Below are 20,510 nucleotides of genomic sequence, written 5' to 3'. Positions count from 1 at the left end.
TTTGCATAGAAGAAAATCAATCAAAGATGGAAACACTGAAATACAAAGTCATCAGTTCCGATGCGCAATACGATAGCTATTGTAAGGTATTGGAAGAACTGGTGTTTCTACCCACCCCAACACCGGAAATAAAAGACGAGATAGCTTTACTGACTTTGCTGATTGAAAAATATGATGAACAACAAAACCGGAGCCGTTTTGCAGATCCGGTACAGTTGATCCGCTCTTTGATGAAAGAACACGGTATGAAAGCGGTAGACCTTGCCCGTTTGCTGCAGGTTAGCGAGGGACTGGTTTCTGATATTTTAAAATACAGGAAGGGTTTGTCAAAAGAAACGATCCGGATCCTGGCAGAAAAATTCTGTATGCAACAGGAGGCGTTTAACAGGCCTTATGCTCTACAGTATACGGCAGTCACTGTTTTGAACAAAAGATCTGGTAAGGTGAAAAAAATCAGTAATGCTGTTTCTTAAAAGCCGGTTTATCCGGGATATATATTAGTGACGTCACCTAACTGTTCGACACAAAAGGAGGGCTCTCTGTACTAAAATCGTATACAATAACGTTTACTGAATTGTATACAGTATACTAAAACCCGTGTGCAAGAAGGCACTTAGCTTCAGAGGTAAATCAGTATTTGATATTTGTTGGTTATACTCAGATGATGGAATAACGTAAATCACTCACTTAATTATGTATGGAAACAGTTTCTTGGATTGCTGGGATATTAGGTGTAATCATCGCATGGGTTACATTTAAAAAGACATTTTCTTCTGACGAAGAATTTGAACATCTTGTCGCTCAATTTAGAGCTGCTCAAAAATCATCTATTGAAACACGAAGTATAATTGAAGAATACTCCAATAAACACGATTGTTGGGACGATTTCATTTTTTCAAATGTTTCGTATCGTGCATACTTTAAAGCTCTTGTGGACGGATATGAAACTTACTTATCGGATTCGATACTGGAGAAAGTGGTAAAATCCAGACCATCCAAAAGCATTTTGCGTTCTATGATTAGTAGCTTGGAAAAGCAGGCAGAAGCATTGACTTCTGTAAAACTACAAGTACAAGTTTTCTTAGATAATCATTAATACTACCAACATACATGGCATAACAGAAAGATGGCACTTGCCTGAAGTTGAAGCTGACTTGATTTGACCCCGATACGGGAGCATTGTAGATTACAATTATGAAAGGAGTGAGTTAGCTCTTCACAAATTCGAGTTCGGTCCTTGACATATTTATTTATGTATGGTTATGATCATTTGCAAATATAGTTGATAATCAATTAGTTACGTTTTTTGATCTTGTGCTTTGCGACATAATCGCCGCTCATCAAGAAATACAACCACTCACCATTTCCACTTTTTTCTAAGTTTTCGCAAAATACTGTAAATCAACATTTTATAGTAAGCCAGTTATTGTCCGCTACCTATTACCTGAAAAAAACTGGTACTATGTGTTGCATAGTACCAAATAAATGCACATCTTTGTGTTGTCAAAGGGAATGAACCGGGAGAATCCCCAAAGAGATTCTCCCCCAACCTTGAAAAATAAAAAACATTCTAAATAAAGAAATCATGAAAACGCAAAACAACTTCTTCTTTCAGACACTTGGCGAAAACCAGTTGAATAACTTAGTGAAAGAAGTAAAAGAAACCGTAGCTACCAATGTTGCCCTGGTAAACCCCAAATCAAATTTTGGTATGGTTGACCTCTGGAACCTGGAACGTAGCCGCAGAACAAGAATCGTTAGAAGGCATTTGGCATAAACCAGACCCTTACGAAAACCTATCATTCAATCACAACGCCTGCCATTTTCAAAGGAAAGCGGCAGGACAAAAACGCCGGTTATGGACATTCAGAACACACAAAGTCAGATGCGAAAGGGCGTATTGGAGTTTTGTATTTTATCCATCATTCGCCAGGGCGAGGTATATCCTTCCGACCTGGTAGAGCGGATGAAAGCAGCCAACCTCCACATCCTGGAGGGCACCCTCTATCCATTGCTTACCCGATTAAAAAATGCAGGTTTGCTAACTTACCGCTGGGTAGAAAGCAATAGCGGACCGCCCCGTAAATATTTCGTGATGACCGATAAGGGCCTCGAATTCTACGGCGAACTGGAAAGAACCTGGCAGGAACTGGCGGATGCTGTTCATGCTCTCACACAACCTGTAGAAAACCCATCATCCGAAAACAACCAATCCCAACCTTAACCAACCATAAAATTGAACTGACATGAAAAAGGTAATTAATATAAACTTTCAGGGCAGGGTAATTCCCATCGAGGAAGCTGCCTACGACATGCTGAAGCAGTATGTAGAAAGTTTGCGCAGGTTCTTTGCAGATGAGGAGGGACGTGATGAGATCATTAATGATATCGAGGGCCGTATTGCTGAATTGTTTGGTGAGACCCTGAAAAAAGGCAGCACCTGCATTACTGATGCAGATGTGAACCAGATCATCGAAAGCATGGGTCGTCCTGAAGACTTCGAAGGCGAAGAAGGCAAAGTAAAATCGCAGTTGGGCGGCGAAGAAAGCAGCAGCAGCAAAACCAGTTATCACACAACCGAAACAGAAACTCCTCCACGCGGCCGTTTATACCGCGATGAGAACGACAAGATCCTGGGTGGTGTATGCGGTGGTCTGGCGAGTTACTTACGGGTAGACCCTACTATTGTTCGTCTGGTATTTGCCGTGATCAGCTTTGGTGCCGGAACCGGGATCCTTCTGTATCTCTTGTTATGGATCATCCTGCCATCCAAATCACTGATTCATACCACATCTACCAAACGTTTGTACCGTAACCCCGAAGAAAAAGTGGTGGCCGGTGTTGCCAGTGGTATCGCTTCTTATTTTGATATCGCCGTATGGATACCCCGTTTGATCTTTGCTTTGCCATTGGTACTCGGTATCATCAACTCTATTTTCAGAGGTATCATGTGGTTTGATGTGGATCCTTTCCCCAGCATCCTCTTCGGTTCTTTCGGTGGTACCCTCTTTATTGTGTATGCCGTATTGTGGGCCGTGATTCCTGAAGCCAAAAGCGCTTCGGAGAAACTGGAAATGCGTGGTGAGAAAGTAGACCTGAATACCATTAAAAACACGATCCAGGAAGACCTCGAAGGTTTTAAATCACGCGCCGAAAAATGGGGTGGTGAGTTTAAAGACAAAGCCCAACAGTTTGGCCAGGAATTCGGCAGTACCGTAGGCCAGAAAGGCCAGCAGTTTGGAGCCGAAGCAGGTTCTGCCATGAAAAGAGGCGGTAGCCGTATCGGCCGCGCCATCGGTATCATGTTCAAAGCTTTCTTCCTCTTTATCGCCGGTATTATCGCTTTTGCTTTACTCGTGGCTTTGTTAGCTCTGATGGTAGCCGGTGTAGGTGTGTTCCCTTTAAAGAATTTCTTCCTCGAAGGATTCTGGCAGAACTTCCTCGCATGGTCAACCCTGCTCTTATTCCTCGGTATACCGGTAGTAGCATTTGTTACCTGGATCATCCGCAGGATCATGGGTGTAAAATCAGGTAATAAATACCTGGGATTCACTTTCGGTGGTCTCTGGTTCATAGGCCTGGTTTGTGGTGGTATACTGGCCGCTTCTATTGCCCGCAATTTTGATGCAAGGGCCCGCGACAAACAGGATTATACCATTGTACAACCCAGCACCGGTAAACTGATAGTGAATGTACCCGACAGTAAAGTGAAAGTATATGGCCGCTGGTGGAGAATGGACGGGATCCTGAGCATGAGCGATGACAGCCTGTTCCTGAACAATGTTCGCCTGCGTATCGTAAAAAGTAATGACTCGTTATTTCATATAGGTTCTTATAAATACAGCAACGGTCCGGACGAAAATGCCGCCCTGCGTAATGTAAAAGAGATCAGTTATGGTGTGAGCCAGCAGGATAGCCTGATTTACCTCGATCGGGGGTTCTCTCTGCAGCGTGGTACGCGTTTCCGTAACCAGAGTGTAACGGTGAACCTGCAGGTTCCGGTGGGTAAAAGGATCGTGATCAAGGGATCTGTATCGCGCAGACTGAGTTCTTTCCATATCAATGCCGGACGTAATGACTGGGATTTTGATGAAGACTGGAACAATGACTACTGGTGGAGTTCTGATGTGGAATATGTGATGACTCCCGGTGGACTGGAGCGCGTAGACAAAAAAGAAGACGACAGTAATAACGATGAGAACAGTGATGACGCTGTAGAGAAATACAAGAAGAGCAAAGAAGAACTGAAAAAAGAATACGAAAAGAAACAAAAAGAAGCAGAAGAGCTGAAAAAGGAACTGGACAAACCGGTTGATACAACCAAATACCGTTACCAGAAAACAGCGGCTTCGCTTACAGCACCTAATGCGAATAAAGCACCCGATGCTCCCAAAGCACCAGAATCTGATGAGCACCTGCCCGCAGCTTCTGAACTGTCGAGGCTGGCATTGATGCAGATGGCTTTATAAACTCGGTTGAAGTTGGGATTCAAGAACCCTGTCTTGCTCACAGGATGGGGTTCTCCCTTTCAATTTTCCCACTGGCATTCATTCAACAGTATTATTCATTCCTGGAACCGCAATCGTAGTAACTGCTTGCCCGGGATCTCATGCATGTATGCGTATGAAAAAATATTTTCCGAGACTGCTTTTATTACTGGTAATACTGGTAGCCATTGTGTACCTCGTATCCTGGAAATCCCCGGCGTATTATCTTCCGCAAAAAGCCTATAATCCTTCGGACAGTATTGTTTTATTCGGCAGTTATACCGGCGAACATCCCCACCCGATGATCGTGGCCCAACCCGGGCTGGTCATATTCGGAGCCGCCCATACCCGTAATCCCGAAGAACCAGAGATCAAACAGATAGAAGCCGAATGGAAACGTTTACAACCCACGGTGGCACTGGTTGAGGGGAGATTGGGATTTTTATTTCCGGGATTGATGGATCCGGTAAAAACGCTGGGCGAGGGCGGAGCGGTTAAACACCTTGCTCACCGCGATGGGATCAGGATCTATAACTGGGATCTTTCCAAAGAGGCGCTGGCCCAACAGCTGGAACAGGAAAAATTTACAAAAGACCAGATCGCTTTACAACAGATCCTGAATCCTTATTTCAGTAATCTCCGTTTTGGCAAACCCGCTTCACCTGACAATTTTGTGGAGGAATATCTCAAACGCGCTGCTTATGTGAACCTGCAGGACAGTATTAAAACCGTAACAGATGTAGACAGGTATTGGAAAAAATATTTTCCCTCGGGTCCGGACTGGCGGGAAGTATCTGATGAACATACCCTGCCCGGTTTTCTGGCACCCCTGATGGCTTTTTCGAACGATCTGCGTAATAAACAATTAGTGGCCGCTGTAAAAGAGCTGACAGCAAAGGGAGAAAAAGTATTTGTGGTCTGTGGTTCCAGTCATGCGTATTGTGTGGCACCGGCATTCCGCTAAAAAATCGCAAAGAAAAACATACTATTCATCTATAAACCTGTTCTATGAAAAAGTTTGTGATTGCCCTGGTAATTATATCTGTGTTATGTATCGTCGGATTTTTACAGGCGGTGCAATACGGATTCAGTAACCGCAATGGTGTATCTGTGCGTGTAAAAGAATCGGATGATACCTATCGTTTGTATGCGCGTTATGCGGGCTACAAAGCCGAAAGGGTACACCAGTACCTGCGCAAAGAGCTCAAAAATGAGCTGTTCCGCAAAAGAAGGGTAGACGCAGACCTGACCCTCGAAGACCGTACCCATTTTCATATCAAGATCAGTCCAGGCAAACTCCTGATCCAGTTCAACAAAACGGAAAATGATTACGACTCCTATTTCCGCATCAAACAACTCGGCGAAGGCATCAAACGCCGCCTCACCGTAGATTAAATCCCCGCCCAACTCCCAACTCCAGACTCCAAACTCCCCTCCCCATGCCTCCCTCCTTAACCCGCATACTACTCATCTGCTGCCTGCTTTTTTCCCTGATCGCCAAAGGTGCCGCACAAGCATCTCAACAGAAACCCGGACAAGGAGAGCTTTACAGCGAGTTGTACATCATGGATAGTCTGCTTTTTAAAGCTTTTAACACCAGAGACCTGGCCACGCTGAGAACCTATTTTTCGACCGACCTGGAATTGTACCAGGACAATGTGGGTGTACGTAATTATGAACAGGCCATGGACGCTTTTAAAGGATTATTTTCCCGCGAATACATACTTACCCGCGAATTGGTAAAAGGCAGTATGGAAGTGTATTCCATCAAAGATTTCGGAGCCATACAATCCGGCCTGCACACATTCAGCCATGTAGAAAACGGGAAGTTGGAAAAAGGCACATTCAAGTTCATGCATGTATGGGAGAAGACAAAAACGGGCTGGAAGATTAAAAGACTGATTACTTATGATCATTGATCAGCCATACAGTTGAGAAAAGTGGTGAACCATCCGCTGCTTTTTATTTTTTAGGCAGGAGTGCTTCACCTATTTTTGCGGCTGTTTAATAAACAGTACGCCATGAAGTCTACTCCTTTTACCCAGAAACACATTGCCCTCGGCGCCAAAATGGCTGAATTTGCAGGGTATAATATGCCTATCAGTTATAGCGGTATCAATGATGAACACGCCACTGTTCGTAAAAATGCGGGCGTGTTTGATGTGAGTCATATGGGAGAATTTATCCTGAAAGGAGAAAATGCGCTGGACCTGATCCAGCGGGTTACTTCCAACGATGTGTCCAAGATCACTGATGGACAGGCACAGTATGGCTGCTTACCGAATGAGCAGGGTGGCATTGTAGACGACCTGATTGTGTACTGTATCGAATTCAATAAAGTGTACATGATTGTGGTGAATGCTTCCAATATTGAAAAAGACTGGAACTGGATCAGTAAGTACAATACCAAGGGGGTAGAAATGCATAATGTGAGCGAGAAAACCTGTTTGCTCGCTATCCAGGGTCCGCATGCCACTAAAATTCTGCAGCCATTGGTGGATGCAGATATCATGAACCTGAAATATTACACATTTACCAAAGGCAAATTTGCCGGCGTAGATAATGTGCTGGTAAGTGCCACCGGTTATACAGGATCGGGCGGGGTAGAAATTTATTTTGAAGACAAAGACGGTGCGGCCGACAAGATCTGGGACGCCATTTTTGAAATAGGCACTCCACAGGGATTAAAACCTATAGGCCTGGGTGCGCGTGATACCCTGCGTCTTGAAATGGGTTATTGCCTCTATGGTAATGATATCGACGATACCACTTCGCCGCTGGAAGCGGGCCTGGGCTGGGTAACCAAATTCACCAAAGACTTTACCGCCAAAGAAATTCTGCTGCAACAGAAAGCCGCAGGCGTTACCCGTAAACTGGTAGGTTTTGAAATGATCGACCGTGGCATTCCGCGTCATGATTACCTGATCAAAGATGCGGCCGGTAATACCATTGGTAAAGTAACCAGCGGTACGCAGGCGCCTTCGCTGGGTAAAGCCATCGGGCTGGGTTATGTAGCCATTGCACATGCAGCCATTGATAGTGAGATCTTTATTGATATCCGGAATACACTGGTAAAAGCCAAAGTGGTGAAAGCCCCTTTTGCCTAAGAGATCGATCATTACACATAGTATATTACCGCCAGTTTGCACAACTGGCGTTTTTTTTGGCTGTTATTAACACTGTTTTGTATTTGTTGATAATAATAACTTTTGACTGAGAACCCCGCTGGGTAGATTTGTAACATGATGAAAAGAATGCTGATCCTGCTTTCGGTTGTATTACTACTGGCCAGTTCCTGCCACCGCAAACGGGTACCGGCTTCTTCGGAGGAAGTGAGCGGCACAGAAACCGGTATGGCTACTTTTTATGCAGAAAGTTATAATGGCCGTAAAACAGCCAATGGAGAGATTTATAACTCATCCAAACTAACGGCTGCACATAAAAAACTTCCCTTCGGTACCAGGGTAAAAGTGACCAATCTCTCCAATGGTAAATCAGTGAAAGTACGCATCAACGACCGCGGCCCCTTTGTGGCCGGCCGCATCATCGACCTCACCCGCAGCGCCGCCCGTAAAATTGATATGGTGAATGCGGGGGTGGTGAGGGTGAGGATCAGGTATTGAACGGATGAACCGACGAACAGATGAACAAGGAACCGACGAACATGTTTATCTATAGAAAGTAGCTACAGTTCTCTGTGTAACCCCCAGTCTCTGTCCCTCTGTGTTGAAAAACACCACTCATTACCCCAACATCCTATGGCAGCTGTCTCTTTTTAAACACTGAGGCGGGGAGAAACAGAGGGGCGCAGAGGAGTATATGTTTTGATCTGACAGGCCTAGTAGCCAAATCGATTATTTCATCTGTTCATCTGTTCATCTGTTCGTCTGTTCGTCTGTTCATCTGTTCCGTTCCCCGCACCACCATCACCCTCTCCTTCCCCAATACCCGATATCCATAATCATAGCAGAAAAAAACAGGGTGCCCTTTCCGGTTAGGTAACTGATGGGTGAAATACTGAAAGCTGAAACCTTTTCGCTGTAATAACTCGCGTGAGATCCTCGTAAGGGGTTTGGTAGCCGGTAACAGATTTTCGAGGATATGCCGGTTTCGCCGCAGGCTGTGGTTGATATTACGCATGCAGTTGTTGCCATCACTATGTAAGGTATTGTGATGGGTGTTGCGGCAATAATCGTTGCAGAATTTTTTGTCGGTTCTGCCATGCAGTAGTTTCTGGCAATTAAGGCAATTGGTAACAGTTGTGGTCATTGCTGGCTGGTATTGCGGATTACAGAAAAGTGACCACTAATGTAGTATGCCAGCATAAAAAGGAAAAGCGTATTTATACGCAATTATCAGGGCGTTTTAACGGAATTGTTTTACTAAGCGGGCAAAATCGGGCTGGTCAAATTCGAACTCGAGCATTTTATTAGTCGCGCAATAATTGATAATGATGTCAAACTCTTTTGCAGATTCTTTAGCCACTACCAGTTCGTAATTATATTGTTTTCCATTCTGGCTTTTGTATTCCCATACGGCTATTTTCTTAACAGGATCAATCATATAAATATGCAGAATCTCTGGCCTGACATATCCTTCTTCCTGTATGATATAATCCTTGGTTTGTACCTGCCAGCTCTGTTTCCCTGTTTTAGTGATACTTCTTACTACATAGGGCATTGGACCATCCATGAACCAGAACACGAGTAGCGAATCATTCAGAATACGCCGACATAGGGCCCCGGCTTCTGAAGGTTCGTACACATAATATTTGTTCTTGTATAAGTATAATGGTATCCACTCGTTTGGCAAGTCCGGACTCGCGATCGGAGTCATCCGGATCTTTCTTTTTTTAAAATCATTCAGATAATAATCCAGGTTCTCAGAGGTGGTAAAAGAAAAGTCGGTAATGAAATTGTAGTTATCGGCATTCCGGTTACTATCAATATATACCGCATGGTAGAATGGGTAGGGAGTGTCTGCTATTACACGCTCAAGAAATTGTGTATCATTGATTGCTTTGCCCGGTTTATCAGGAACGCTTGTAAAAGCGTTCTTCTTCCCCTTACAATTGATGAGCAGCAACAGCAATAGTAAGATACATCCGGTCCTCATATACGCAGATAAGCAATTCAGGTTACTAAACTACTTAATCTTTTGTAAGACGGATTTTTTGTATCAGGAGAGATTTTGTTGTATCACCTGCTGCAACTGGTTAGCGGCAACAACCCCTGATTGTCTCCAAACGGGTTGCCCGTTTTTGAAAAGGATCAGCGTAGGCACACCCTGGATCTGAAACTGGGAAGCCATGGCCGGGTTCTTGTCTACATCCATTTTCAGGATGGTGGCATCATTGCCTACTTTGGTTTTCAGGTCTTTTAAAATGGGGGCCATCATTTTACAGGGGCCACACCACTCTGCAAAAAAATCTACCAGTACCAGTTTCTCTTTGTTCAATATGTCTGAAAATGCTGTCATATCAGGATTGTTTAGTAGGTTCTTTTTCGATGGCGCACTGGCCGCCATAACAGTTGCCGGAGGCGCAGCCAAACGCAAATAAACCCATGGATGCAAAATAAATACCCGGTATTAACCAGAACCATTCACGGTCAATAATACCCTGCACCACCACATATAGGCCCATGGCCAGGTATAAAGCCCTTCTGAACGACCAACCTGTGAGTATTCTGTTTTTCATATTAATTCAGTTTGTTTTGCAGGCCAGCCCACCCACCGCCGTTATATACTTCTGCATAACCATTGGCCTGCAGCATCTGTTTGGCCGCACCGCTACGCATACCCGATGCACAACAGGTGATCACCGGCTGGCTCTTTTTGATTTTCGATAACTGTTTTTGCAGGTTATCTAATGGAATATTCACAGAACCTTTGATATGTCCGCCATTAAATTCAGCAGGTGTTCTTACGTCAATGATCTGTGCGCCTTTTTTCATCAGTTCGGCATAATCTGTTGCCGGACCCATGCCCAGCAGGCTTTTTAAAGCGTCTAACATGTATCGGAATTTAGTTTAGTTGAGCTACGGTTTCTTTTTTGTTGGAGAAGATGGATACGCCATTATAGTTCACATCCCAGGTAACAGGCATGATTTTCTTGAGCATATTACTTACGCCGCAATATTTTTCCTGCGAATCGGTAACGGCCTGTAAAGCAGCATCACGGTTTTCGGCAGGACCTTTGAAATCGTATACCAGGTGAATGGCTGTATACTCGATCGGCGCCTGTTTGCTGATCTCTCCCGATACTTTCATATCAAAATCAGTTACTTCCTTACCCGCTTTTCGCAGCATGGCTACTACATCCATTCCTGTGCAGCCCGATAAGGCAGAAAGAATAAAAGGTTTGGGAATTGGTCCCTGGTCTTCACCACCCACTCTTTCCGGTGCATCCATAACGATGGTATGGCCGTTAACCAATGCGTTGAACTGCATTTTTCCCATCCATTGGGTTTCAATTTCGTGTGTCATTTGGTTTCTTTTTTGGTAGGAGTAAAAAATCGGTTGGTGTTAATACCGAATGGCAGGTACAAAGGACAGAATCCCAGCATACTGGTAATGATCATTGCCAGACCCAGAATAACGGCACTGATGGCCAGTCCTTCGGTAACCGAATCGGTAAAATACAGGATGGTAAATACAATGGCTGCCAGTAATAAACGGATAACCCTGTCTGTAACGCCCACATTCATCTTCATAGTTGTATCTCTTTTACGATACAAAATTACTAGCTGTGACCGGGGCTATCTGTGACAAATGTTACATATCGCCCAGTAAGCGTACCTGGTTACGGTAGAGGAGTAGCTTTTTCTGGTTTTCCAGTTTTTTGAGCAGACGAGAAATCACTACCCGTGAAGTGGCCAGTTCGGTAGCTATCTGCTCATGCGATAAGTTCAGCAGCGGTGAACCGGTGATCTTTACTTTTTCTTTGAGATAGCGCACCAGCCGCTCATCCAGCTGCTGAAAAGCGATCTGGTCCACCGTCTGCAACAGTTCATGAAACCGGAAATGGATGGTACGCATTACAAAACTTTTCCAGGTAGGGTATTTAACAATCCACTGGTCCATCACGGTGATGGGCAGGAACAGGATCTCAGAATCTTCTTCCGTAACCGCTTCAATTTCGCTGGGGAACTGCTGCATGCAGCAGGTAAAAGTCATGGCACAGCTTTCGGCCGGGTTCAGGTAATAAAGCAGTAATTCTTTGCCTTCCTCATCTACCCGGGAGATCTTGATAGATCCGGACAAGAGGATGGGGATCTGTCTGACAGTTTGGCCAATAGACACCAGTTTGGTACCGGCGGGTACAAAACGGTGCTCGGCTTTGGCTTCCAGTTCTTCTAATAGTTCGGGTTCAAAAACGGTATCAAGTAAAGGGTATAGGCTCATGGTTACTGCAAAGATACGCAGACCCGGATACATCTGTGTTTGCACCAGCCAATTCTCAACGGATCACCGTTACCGAGCCGGAGAATACCAGGTTCCTGAAATTGGGACGTACGATATAATAATACGTGGCTACCGGAACCGGTTTGCCATTAAATGTGCCATCCCAGGGGCGGTCGTAGCCCACAGAGCTGAAGATCTTCTGCCCGGTGCGTGTAAAAACCTCTACGGTAGAGCCGGGATAATTGGCTAACTGCGGGATATACCATAGATCATAAATACCATCGCCATTGGGGGAGAAGATATTAGGGATGGTGATCGCTTTCAGCACCCTTACAAAAACCTCGTCTTCTACAACACAATCTCCCGTTCCCGTTACTTTGATCCGATAGGTTTGATTATTGGTGGCGGTGAGCACCGGATTCCGGATAGTAGTACTGCTGAGGTAGTCTCCGGGTGTCCAGAGATAGCTCAGATCAGTTCCCGTGATCTGCGGATTGAGGGTATAGGTTTCTCTCTCAAATAAAATAAGATCAGCCCCCGCGTTTACATACGGGATGGGCCGGATACGGTATTGAATGGTATCTCTTACAGCCAGGCAATTGCCATTATCGGTTGAGGTCAGGTAAAAACTGATCTGTCCTTTCTGTATATCTGCCCGAGAGGGGGTATACAGAAAATGCAAGGGGTCTGCATCTACCCTGCTGAACGATCCGGAACCAGAACTCTGCCAACGCCCGCTTCCGGCATTGCCTACCAGTCCCTGCAGGCTGATCAGAGAATCATTGGCACAAACAACAGCATCTGAACCGGCATTTACAAAGGGGGCAGGGTTAATCGCAATCTGCATGGAAGAACTGGTTACTGCACATACCTTGTTATTGGTAGTGGTAAGCGTAAGTAATACCGAACGCTTCACAGAATCCTCCGGAGCGGGAGCATACAGGGCAGTTAAAGTATTGGCATCAGGAATGAATGATCCTTTGCCGTTACTGGTCCAGATGCCGGTTTGTGTATCTTCTCCGCTTATACTGCCAGTGAGAAAAACGGAAGCATTATTGGCGCAAACCGTAACATCCCTGCCGGCACTGGCCACAGCGGGTTTTACTACGGTTACTTTGGTAAATGCCGTATCACCTTTACAGCCATTTCTGGTAGCGGTTACAAAATAGGTTTCTCCATTGGCGGCGGTGATATTAGCCAGTCTGGGGTTCTGATCGCCCGACCGGAAACCGGAACTGCTGCCCCACTGGTAGCTGGAACCTGCCAGGCTGTTGGCAGAAAGGGACAATGTACTGCCTTCGCATAAAGGCCCGTTATTGGATACCACCTGAATATTGGGAATCAGGTTTACAAAAACGGTGGTTGCTGCGGCACTCGTAGTGGTACAGCCAGGTGTGCTGGCAGTTACATTATAGGTACCGTCATTCTGTGTAGAAGCTTTCCGGATAACAGGCGAAGAGGTATCGGAAGAAAAATTATTGGGACCAGACCATTTGAACCGGGTACTGGCAGTGCCGGTTGCCTGTAGTACGATCGAGTCCAGTACACATACCGGAGAATTGGTTAAGATAGTGGGCGGATCGGGAGGTGTATTGACAGTAATGATGACAGAGTCTGTAAGACCCGCGCAACCTGCGATAAAAGCAGTAACAAAATATTTGCCCGCTTTGCTGGTAGCGGCAGAAGGAAGTGATGGATTTTGGGAGAGAGAACTGAATCCCAATGGGCCGCTCCATTGATAATTAGCGCCCGCTAAGCCTGCTGTACTGAGTTGTATGGTACTGCCCACACATACCGGTGAATTGCTGCTGGCAGCAGGCGCTGCAATAACGGGAGCAATTGTTTTGATGCTGGGCAAACTGGTACAGCCATTCACGGTAACGGAAACCCGGTAGTTTCCTGCCGAGGCAAGTACCACATCATTGATCACCGGATTTTGCAGGGTAGAGGAAAAATTATTGGGCCCCGACCATTGATAGGAAGCACCAGTTACCGAACCCGCAAATAAAGATAAAATAGTACCTACACAAACAGGTGTACTGTTGGTAAGGGAAGGTGTTGCAGGGGTTGGTTTTACCAGCACCGTATAGATAAACGCATTACCTGTGCATCCATTGTTTACGGGTACAATCTGATAGGGTACCTGTATGCCTGTTGCAGTGGTATTGGTAAGCACTTCTGTAATGCTACTGTTATTTTGTACACCACTTTGCGGATTGCTGATTCCCGCAACAACGGCGCGGCTCCAGGTATAAGCGCTTCCCGGCTGATCACTCAGGATCTGGTAGGTTAGCGGCTGCGAAGAACAGACTTCTCCGGCAGGGGTACTGTTGATCGATGGTTTGGGCGATACAGTAACGGTTACTGCTGCTCTTGGTCCTGTACAGCTATTAATCGTACTCTGCACGTAATAAGTAGCAGTGGCAGACAAGACCGGTGTAGTATATACTGCAGCATTGCTGATAGCCGTACCTCCGGTTGCAACAGCGTACCATTCATAATTACCTCCAGGTGCAGTAGCGGTTAGTAAAGCGGTGTTACCTACACAAACGGCTGCAGTATTTACTGTTGGTGCAGCAGGTGTGGGAATAATAAAAACGCTGACACTGTCTTTTGCTGCTGCACAGGGACCCGCAGGATCATCTGTGGTGAGATAAAGTTTAATGGTGGTTTCATTGGCCCCGGGTGTGTATTGGGTTGCTAACTGCGAAGTGGTACTGAAACTGCCGCTACCGCCAGACCAGCCGGCGGCGGTTGCCGTTCCGCCAATAATACCCGTAAGACTGATAATGGCACCCGCACAAACCGTTTGATCCGCACCGGCATTAACAGTAGGTTCGGGATTGATGGTTACCGTATTACTGGCGCTGGCTGCAATACAACCACCGGAAGCAGCAATATTATTGGTAACGGTATAGGTACCCGGTGTACTTTTTTTCAGGTCTATTTCACCGGTACTGTTGCTTTTAAATACCAGTCCGCTGGCAGCACTAAAGACACCCGCACTGGCCAGGGCCGGAAAATCCGGCATGGCTGTTAATTGCTGCGGACAATAAGGGCTGTTATAAGAGAACGAAGCATTGGGTGCGTTGGTAATGTTCACCGTTGCCGAGCTGGTATAAACGCAAACGCCGTTGGTAACAAATTGTATGGTATAGGATCCTGTTTTACTGGCTGCAACATTAATTTCACCGGTGATAGTGCTTACAAAAACAAGTCCGGCAGGTGAGGCACTGAATGTGCCGGTACCGGCAATTACAGGAACAGGATTACTGCCCGATACACAAAAGGTACCGGAAGGGTAGGTAAATGCCGGATCCTGTATGGGAATAACAGTGGCGGTAACCTGGGTTCTGGTACTGGTACAACCGGATACCGTGGTCTGCACAAAATAGTGAGTGCTGCTGGTAAGAGCGGGCGTTGTATAGCTTGTAGCAGACGCGAGCAGGGTGCCGCCAGATAAAGCGTCGTACCATTGATAAGTGCCTCCGGGTGCAGTGGCATTTAAGGTAAGGCTGTTGCCTGTACATACACTACCCCCGGTTGCAGTTGGAGTGGCTGGTATAGCTATCACCGTTGCGGTTACTGCTGCTCTTGTACCCGAACAGCCATTTACAGTAGTTTGTACATAGTAGGTAGCACTGCTGTTAAGTACAGGTGTTTGGTAACTGCTGCCCGTAGTAAGCAGATTACCACCCGAAACCGCATCATACCACTGATAGGTTCCGCCTGGTGCTGTTGCGGTTAATGAGGCACTGTTGCCCGCACATACCGAAGCCGCCTGTAGCGAAGGGGCGGCAGGCTGCGGCGTTACGTTTACAGTAACAGCGGTTCTGTTTCCTGTACAGCCGGCTACGGTTGTTTGCACATAATAGGTAGTGGTGGTATTCAATACCGGCGTTGTAAAACTGCTGGTGTTGGCCACCTGGGTTCCGCCAACGGCGGCATTGTACCATTCGTAGTTTCCTCCCGGCGCTGTAGCCGTAAGAAAGCTGCTGTTACCCGCACAGATAGTGGTACCCAATACAGTTGGCGCAGCCGGAGCCGGGTTTACCGATACGTTTACAACTGCCCTGTTACCGGTACATCCTGCAACCGTTGTTTGTACATAGTAAGAAGTGGATGCATATAAGGCAGGTGTTGCATAAACATTGTTTGATGTTAACAGGTTACCTCCCGAAGCAGCATCGTACCACTGATAGGTTCCGCCGGGTGCCGTGGCCGTGAGTGAGGCGGTGTTGCCGGTACAGATAGATGCGTTGGCAACCGTTGGTGCTGCCGGTAAGGGTGTTACGGTTACGGTTACCGGTGTTCGGCTGCTGCTGCAACCGGCGATGGTGGTCTGTACGTAATAGGTCTGGGTATTGTTCAGTGGAGGTGTACTATAACTGTTGCCCAATCCAAAAGCAACACCTCCTGTTGCTGTATTGTACCAGCCATAACTACCGCCTGGTGCGGTGGCAGATAAAGTGGTAGACTGTCCCGCACAGATAGTAGTACCCGCCAGTGTGGGTGCGGCGGGAGTAGGAACGATATACAATACAACCGTGTCTTTGGCAGCAGCGCAGGAACCCGGTGTATTGGTGGTGAGATAAAGGTTCACGGTGGTTTCGTTAGCTGCCGGTGTGTATTGTGTGTTTAGCTGTGAGGCATTACTGAAACTGCCGCTGCCACCCGACCAGCTGGCACTGGTAGCGGTACCTCCGATAGTGCCGGATAGGTTTACGGCAATGCCCGAACAAACTGTTTGATCGATCCCAGCCGATACGGTGGGTTCAGCCGTAATGGTAATGCTACCGGTTGCGATTGTTTGGGCACAACCACCTGCCGCTACAATGGTATTGGTTACTGTGTAGGTACCGGGTGTACTCGCTTTCAGGTCTATCTCGCCAGTACTGGTATTTTTAAAAACGAGTCCGGTGGTGGAACTGAAAATACCGGCACTCGCACCGGTAGGGAATGTAGGAACTGCGGATAATTGTTGCGGGCAATACGGACTGCCACTATACGTGAACGATGCATTGGGTGCATTGGTAACGGTAATATTTGCCGTGCTGGTATAAGCACAGGTACCGTTGGTAATGAACTGGATAGTATAGGTATTCAGTGCACTGGCTGCCAGGTTTATTTCGCCGGTACTGGTGTTTACAAACACCAATCCTGCAGGTGAGGAGCTGAATGTACCGGTACTACCTCCCGAAAGGGTAGGTGCAGGATTGGTACCTGTAACACAGAATGTGCCGGAAGGATATACAAATGCCGGATCCTGTTTCGGTATTACGGTAGCGGTTACGGGTGTTCTTGCGCTGGTACATCCGGATACATTGGTTTGTACATAATAACTCGTGGTACTGTTTAATGCGGGCGTGGTAAAAGATGCGCCGGTAAATAACGAACTACCTCCATTGGCAGCATCGTGCCAACTGTAGGTTCCCCCGGGAGCTGTTGCGGTAAGGGTGATGGTATTACCTACACATACGCTGCCTCCGCTGGCTGTGGGTGCAACAGGAATGGCATTAACCGTTACTGTAACGGCTGTTCTTGGTCCTGTACAACCATTCAAAGTGGTTTGCACATAGTAAGTGGTGGTACTGTTCAGTGTGGGGGTGGTATAAGTAGCGCCTGTACCAAGCTGTGTACCACCCGATGCAGTTGAATACCACTCATACGTGCCACCTGGTGCGGTAGCTGTAAGCGTTGCACTATTGCCGGCGCAAATGGAAGTACCCGCAGCAGTAGGCGCAGCCGGGGTAGGTGCTGTAGTTACTTCGGCTGTTTGTGTAATGGCTGCGCAACCCGTGGTATTATCTGATACCGTAACCGAATACGTACCAATAGTACTGGCGGTAATGGAAGTAGCAGACGAACCTGTGCTCCAACTATACACATATGGCGGATTACCACCTGTAACCGATGCCGTTAAAGGGGTACTTGCACCCGAACAGATGGCAGGGTTACCGGGTGTGATGGATACGGCCATGGCGGGAGTAGTGTACACACGGATCGTATCTGCTTTAGCGGCTCCGCAGGAAGTGCTTGAGCCATATACCCGGTAATCGATATAAGCCGGCGACCCTGCCTGAGGTGTAACTGTGGTGGAACTGCAACCAGACACGCAGCTCAGGTAATTATTGTACTGACCAACAGATCCCGGAAAAATGGATTCCCAATTAACCGAAGCAGACTGCAATCCTGTAATACTCATGGTACCGGAACAGAACTGTCTGAGAGTAAGATCGGCCGATCCTTTTACAAGAGATGATACGGATATTTTATAGGTGTAAGGGTTATTCCCGTTTTTGCAAAAAGAGATGCTTGCTGTGGTGATGCCGTTCAGACAAATAGGGGTAGCTAAGGAAGTGGGTGTACCGCAGTTTACCTGGTAAGCAGCAGAACCTAATCCGGATGCACCTATTATATCAAAACTAATCTGATCTGAAGCAGGATTCAACTTAACATTGAACACAATACAGTTGGTATTTCCTTGAGAACTTACACCACAGGTAACCCCATTTCTATCAGGCGTATTGTTTAATGTAATAGAAGTATCTATACTTGCACTGAGATCAATATTTATTGTCGTTACCTGCGCCATTCCCTGCACACTCATCATTAACCCCAGCACCCAAAAAAACAATTTTGGAAAACGGAATACACCCGATACAATACAGGTGTACCACCAGGCAACAGATTGTTGTGGGATATGGTTGCCGCTTTTTTCAGTCAACATACCGGCATGTCTGAATGCGCTGTTCACTTTTGTAAGGGATTATAAATCTGTGACACAATGCAAGTATAAAGTATTCAGCAGGAATCCTATTGTACTACAGCCTATATTCATCAATAAACAGTGAAATATGTAGTTTTTTTACGACAAAATAATCGCTGTTGTTACATTCTACAAAAGAATCACGCCAAATTCCAGTTGGCGGTTTATAGCTCATTACATACGGATGTTCAGCAGAAAAAGTTTCTATCTGTCAGTGCTTCCTTGACTTTCAGAAAGGAACAGATCGTTGTAGTCAAGCATTTACAAACGTTTACATCCGTAAGTAAACGCCTGTTAACCGGCTAATGCGTTCCTGTGTTTTCATATTTGTATGGATAAGGGCCAGATTTCCTGCCCGTGATTTATTCATCTGCAAAATGAAATGGTATGAACGCGATCAAAAACAAAGTACAACTGATCGGGCACCTGGGTCAGGTGCCCGATATCAAATCCTTTGGCGAAGGAAAAAAAGTGGCCCACCTCAGTGTGGCCACCAACGAAAACTACAAAAATGCCAAAGGTGAAAAAGTAACCGAAACGCAATGGCACAATGTAGTGGCCTGGGGTAAGCTGGCAGAGATAGCAGAAAAATACCTCGTAAAAGGAACGGAAGTGGCCATTGAAGGCAAACTCATCAACCGTAATTACACTGACAAACAAGGTGTGAAACGGTATGTAACCGAAGTGCAGGCGAATGAGTTACTGATACTGACGAAGAAAGCCTAAGGGAATATGGAATATCGAACAGGGAATGTCGAATGACGAAAGAATTATCTCATAGAGGCTTTCTTACCCCCAACTGAAAAATAGGTGTCACTGAGGTCCAGATATACCGGCAGTTATTCTCTGTGAAACTCCTGATCTCCTAATCTCTGTGCTGAGAAACTATTACTATTCGGGATTATTTAGTATGTCAGATTTTTTTTTCAACACGGAGATTAGGAGAAACAGAGAGGCGCGGAGATTTCGTTTGATTTTGATCTGCTACACTCCTCCACTTCGATATTCGACATTCCCTGTTCGATATTCGATATTCAATATTCCGTTTATCTTTGCAGCTTTATGAGCGCAAAACCTACCCTGCACACAGTTCTTTCACCCAGATTACTGAATACCTACGATATCAGTAACAGTATTGTGGTGATCATTGACGTATTCCGAGCCACTTCTACCATTGCCACCGCTTTGTACAATGGAGCCGCCAGGGTGATTCCTGTAGATTCTGTTGACCGTTGCATTGAACTCGGCGAAAGCACCGGTGGCATTACGGCCGGTGAGCGGGATGGTAAAGTAATTCCGGGTTTGTCGTACGGCAATTCACCTGCCGAATATCCGCGCTCCTTTATCGAGGGCAAAACACTCGTATTAACCACTACCAACGGCACCAAACTGCTGCATATGGCTTTGAACAATGGGGCTTCGCAGGTGGTAACGGGGTCTTTCCCGAATCTTTCAGCCGTTTGCCGTTTTCTGGCCACGCAAAACAAAAATGTGTACCTCGGCTGTTCTGGCTGGAAAGACAAGTTTAACCTCGAAGACACACTGTTTGCCGGCGCGGTAATACAGGAAATACAGGATCATTTCACCATCCACTGCGACAGCAGCCTGATGGCAACAGATATGTATGCCATGCACCGGCATGATATGAACAGCCTTATCCGTAAAACCACGCATTGGCATCGACTGGCTTCTTATGGTCTGGAAAAAGACCTCGAATATTGTGTAAGCCGCGATGTGGCCAATGTGCTCCCTATTTATCAGGATGGCGATCTGGTTGTTCAGTCCGTATAAGTGGAAGAGGGAGGCTATGCCTTCACAAAAGCAGCATATTTTCTTCCCTTTCTGTTAAA

21 protein-coding genes are annotated in these 20,510 nt (G+C 46.2%); 12 read left to right on the top strand and 9 right to left on the bottom strand.

Annotated features, from left to right (window positions below):
- Positions 1–26: 26 nt before the first annotated feature.
- The 10 genes from AC1RNB_RS04380 (at position 27) to AC1RNB_RS04335 (ending at position 8,110) form a co-directional block, all read left to right on the top strand.
- Positions 27–473 carry a helix-turn-helix domain-containing protein gene (locus AC1RNB_RS04380; RefSeq protein ID WP_493081031.1) on the top strand — a complete coding sequence of 149 codons (447 nt, stop codon included), beginning with the start codon at positions 27–29 and terminating at the stop codon, positions 471–473.
- A 224-nt stretch (positions 474–697) separates the two neighbouring features.
- Positions 698–1,096, top strand: coding sequence for a hypothetical protein (locus AC1RNB_RS04375; protein ID WP_493081029.1), 399 nt, complete (start codon positions 698–700; stop codon positions 1,094–1,096).
- Between the two features lie 489 nt (positions 1,097–1,585).
- Positions 1,586–1,777 (top strand): hypothetical protein, encoded by a 192-nt coding sequence (locus tag AC1RNB_RS04370; protein ID WP_493081027.1) that lies wholly within the window; start codon positions 1,586–1,588, stop codon positions 1,775–1,777.
- 81 nt (positions 1,778–1,858) lie between these two features.
- Positions 1,859–2,224 (top strand): PadR family transcriptional regulator, encoded by a 366-nt coding sequence (locus AC1RNB_RS04365; protein ID WP_493081025.1) that lies wholly within the window; start codon positions 1,859–1,861, stop codon positions 2,222–2,224.
- A 22-nt stretch (positions 2,225–2,246) separates the two neighbouring features.
- Positions 2,247–4,469 carry a PspC domain-containing protein gene (locus AC1RNB_RS04360; protein WP_493081024.1) on the top strand — a complete coding sequence of 741 codons (2,223 nt, stop codon included), beginning with the start codon at positions 2,247–2,249 and terminating at the stop codon, positions 4,467–4,469.
- 154 nt (positions 4,470–4,623) lie between these two features.
- Positions 4,624–5,451 carry a hypothetical protein gene (locus tag AC1RNB_RS04355; protein WP_493081022.1) on the top strand — a complete coding sequence of 276 codons (828 nt, stop codon included), beginning with the start codon at positions 4,624–4,626 and terminating at the stop codon, positions 5,449–5,451.
- Between the two features lie 44 nt (positions 5,452–5,495).
- Positions 5,496–5,882 carry a hypothetical protein gene (locus AC1RNB_RS04350; RefSeq protein WP_493081020.1) on the top strand — a complete coding sequence of 129 codons (387 nt, stop codon included), beginning with the start codon at positions 5,496–5,498 and terminating at the stop codon, positions 5,880–5,882.
- A 44-nt stretch (positions 5,883–5,926) separates the two neighbouring features.
- On the top strand, positions 5,927–6,406 hold the full coding sequence (locus AC1RNB_RS04345) for a nuclear transport factor 2 family protein (protein WP_493081019.1): 480 nt from the start codon (positions 5,927–5,929) through the stop codon (positions 6,404–6,406).
- Positions 6,407–6,508: 102 nt separating this feature from the next.
- Positions 6,509–7,594, top strand: a complete 1,086-nt coding sequence (gene gcvT, locus AC1RNB_RS04340; protein ID WP_493081017.1) for a glycine cleavage system aminomethyltransferase GcvT — start codon at positions 6,509–6,511, stop codon at positions 7,592–7,594.
- Between the two features lie 135 nt (positions 7,595–7,729).
- Positions 7,730–8,110, top strand: a complete 381-nt coding sequence (locus AC1RNB_RS04335) for a septal ring lytic transglycosylase RlpA family protein (RefSeq protein ID WP_493081015.1) — start codon at positions 7,730–7,732, stop codon at positions 8,108–8,110.
- A 244-nt stretch (positions 8,111–8,354) separates the two neighbouring features.
- Here AC1RNB_RS04335 and AC1RNB_RS04330 read toward each other — a convergent pair whose 3' ends face one another.
- The 9 genes from AC1RNB_RS04330 to AC1RNB_RS04290 form a co-directional block, all read right to left on the bottom strand.
- Positions 8,355–8,756, bottom strand: coding sequence for a hypothetical protein (locus AC1RNB_RS04330; RefSeq protein ID WP_493081014.1), 402 nt, complete (start codon positions 8,754–8,756; stop codon positions 8,355–8,357).
- Between the two features lie 96 nt (positions 8,757–8,852).
- A complete protein-coding gene (locus AC1RNB_RS04325) occupies positions 8,853–9,602 on the bottom strand; it encodes a hypothetical protein (RefSeq protein ID WP_493081012.1) in 750 nt (249 codons plus the stop codon).
- Between the two features lie 63 nt (positions 9,603–9,665).
- Positions 9,666–9,965, bottom strand: a complete 300-nt coding sequence (trxA, locus tag AC1RNB_RS04320) for a thioredoxin (protein ID WP_493081010.1) — start codon at positions 9,963–9,965, stop codon at positions 9,666–9,668.
- Position 9,966: 1 nt separating this feature from the next.
- Positions 9,967–10,185 carry a hypothetical protein gene (locus tag AC1RNB_RS04315; RefSeq protein WP_493081009.1) on the bottom strand — a complete coding sequence of 73 codons (219 nt, stop codon included), beginning with the start codon at positions 10,183–10,185 and terminating at the stop codon, positions 9,967–9,969.
- Position 10,186: 1 nt separating this feature from the next.
- Entirely contained in the window at positions 10,187–10,501 is a 315-nt protein-coding gene (locus AC1RNB_RS04310; RefSeq protein WP_493081007.1) for a rhodanese-like domain-containing protein, read from the bottom strand.
- A 10-nt stretch (positions 10,502–10,511) separates the two neighbouring features.
- Complete coding sequence (locus AC1RNB_RS04305) at positions 10,512–10,973, bottom strand: OsmC family protein (protein ID WP_493081006.1); 462 nt, start codon at positions 10,971–10,973, stop codon at positions 10,512–10,514.
- Positions 10,970–11,200, bottom strand: coding sequence for a YgaP family membrane protein (locus AC1RNB_RS04300; RefSeq protein ID WP_493081004.1), 231 nt, complete (start codon positions 11,198–11,200; stop codon positions 10,970–10,972). The genes AC1RNB_RS04305 and AC1RNB_RS04300 overlap by 4 nt, the downstream gene beginning before the upstream one ends.
- 61 nt (positions 11,201–11,261) lie before the next feature.
- On the bottom strand, positions 11,262–11,891 hold the full coding sequence (locus tag AC1RNB_RS04295; RefSeq protein WP_493081002.1) for a Crp/Fnr family transcriptional regulator: 630 nt from the start codon (positions 11,889–11,891) through the stop codon (positions 11,262–11,264).
- 55 nt (positions 11,892–11,946) lie between these two features.
- A complete protein-coding gene (locus tag AC1RNB_RS04290) occupies positions 11,947–18,621 on the bottom strand; it encodes an Ig-like domain-containing protein (protein ID WP_493081001.1) in 6,675 nt (2,224 codons plus the stop codon).
- 426 nt (positions 18,622–19,047) lie between these two features.
- Here AC1RNB_RS04290 and AC1RNB_RS04285 point away from each other — a divergent pair, with 426 nt between their 5' ends.
- Together AC1RNB_RS04285 and AC1RNB_RS04280 are read left to right on the top strand one after the other, a co-directional pair.
- Positions 19,048–19,386, top strand: coding sequence for a single-stranded DNA-binding protein (locus AC1RNB_RS04285; RefSeq protein WP_493080999.1), 339 nt, complete (start codon positions 19,048–19,050; stop codon positions 19,384–19,386).
- Positions 19,387–19,722: 336 nt separating this feature from the next.
- On the top strand, positions 19,723–20,451 hold the full coding sequence (locus tag AC1RNB_RS04280; protein ID WP_493080998.1) for a 2-phosphosulfolactate phosphatase: 729 nt from the start codon (positions 19,723–19,725) through the stop codon (positions 20,449–20,451).
- Positions 20,452–20,510 lie beyond the last annotated feature (59 nt).

It is taken from the genome of Sediminibacterium sp. GW821-FHT12F12 (assembly GCF_058806635.1).
The sequence above is the reverse complement of the archived record's forward strand: the minus strand, read 5'-3'. Positions and strand labels throughout refer to the sequence as shown.

Coding starts and splice junctions, on each gene's coding strand:
- AC1RNB_RS04335 (WP_493081015.1), top strand. CDS start 7,730: ATGATGAAAAGAATGCTGATCCTGCTTTCGGTTGTATTACTACTGGCC.
- AC1RNB_RS04300 (WP_493081004.1), bottom strand. CDS start 11,200: ATGAAGATGAATGTGGGCGTTACAGACAGGGTTATCCGTTTATTACTG.
- AC1RNB_RS04285 (WP_493080999.1), top strand. CDS start 19,048: ATGAACGCGATCAAAAACAAAGTACAACTGATCGGGCACCTGGGTCAG.
- AC1RNB_RS04365 (WP_493081025.1), top strand. CDS start 1,859: ATGGACATTCAGAACACACAAAGTCAGATGCGAAAGGGCGTATTGGAG.
- AC1RNB_RS04305 (WP_493081006.1), bottom strand. CDS start 10,973: ATGACACACGAAATTGAAACCCAATGGATGGGAAAAATGCAGTTCAAC.
- AC1RNB_RS04375 (WP_493081029.1), top strand. CDS start 698: ATGGAAACAGTTTCTTGGATTGCTGGGATATTAGGTGTAATCATCGCA.
- AC1RNB_RS04360 (WP_493081024.1), top strand. CDS start 2,247: ATGAAAAAGGTAATTAATATAAACTTTCAGGGCAGGGTAATTCCCATC.
- AC1RNB_RS04310 (WP_493081007.1), bottom strand. CDS start 10,501: ATGTTAGACGCTTTAAAAAGCCTGCTGGGCATGGGTCCGGCAACAGAT.
- AC1RNB_RS04380 (WP_493081031.1), top strand. CDS start 27: ATGGAAACACTGAAATACAAAGTCATCAGTTCCGATGCGCAATACGAT.
- gcvT (WP_493081017.1), top strand. CDS start 6,509: ATGAAGTCTACTCCTTTTACCCAGAAACACATTGCCCTCGGCGCCAAA.
- AC1RNB_RS04295 (WP_493081002.1), bottom strand. CDS start 11,891: ATGAGCCTATACCCTTTACTTGATACCGTTTTTGAACCCGAACTATTA.
- AC1RNB_RS04355 (WP_493081022.1), top strand. CDS start 4,624: ATGAAAAAATATTTTCCGAGACTGCTTTTATTACTGGTAATACTGGTA.
- AC1RNB_RS04325 (WP_493081012.1), bottom strand. CDS start 9,602: ATGAGGACCGGATGTATCTTACTATTGCTGTTGCTGCTCATCAATTGT.
- AC1RNB_RS04370 (WP_493081027.1), top strand. CDS start 1,586: ATGAAAACGCAAAACAACTTCTTCTTTCAGACACTTGGCGAAAACCAG.
- AC1RNB_RS04345 (WP_493081019.1), top strand. CDS start 5,927: ATGCCTCCCTCCTTAACCCGCATACTACTCATCTGCTGCCTGCTTTTT.
- AC1RNB_RS04330 (WP_493081014.1), bottom strand. CDS start 8,756: ATGACCACAACTGTTACCAATTGCCTTAATTGCCAGAAACTACTGCAT.
- AC1RNB_RS04315 (WP_493081009.1), bottom strand. CDS start 10,185: ATGAAAAACAGAATACTCACAGGTTGGTCGTTCAGAAGGGCTTTATAC.
- AC1RNB_RS04290 (WP_493081001.1), bottom strand. CDS start 18,621: ATGTTGACTGAAAAAAGCGGCAACCATATCCCACAACAATCTGTTGCC.
- trxA (WP_493081010.1), bottom strand. CDS start 9,965: ATGACAGCATTTTCAGACATATTGAACAAAGAGAAACTGGTACTGGTA.
- AC1RNB_RS04350 (WP_493081020.1), top strand. CDS start 5,496: ATGAAAAAGTTTGTGATTGCCCTGGTAATTATATCTGTGTTATGTATC.
- AC1RNB_RS04280 (WP_493080998.1), top strand. CDS start 19,723: ATGAGCGCAAAACCTACCCTGCACACAGTTCTTTCACCCAGATTACTG.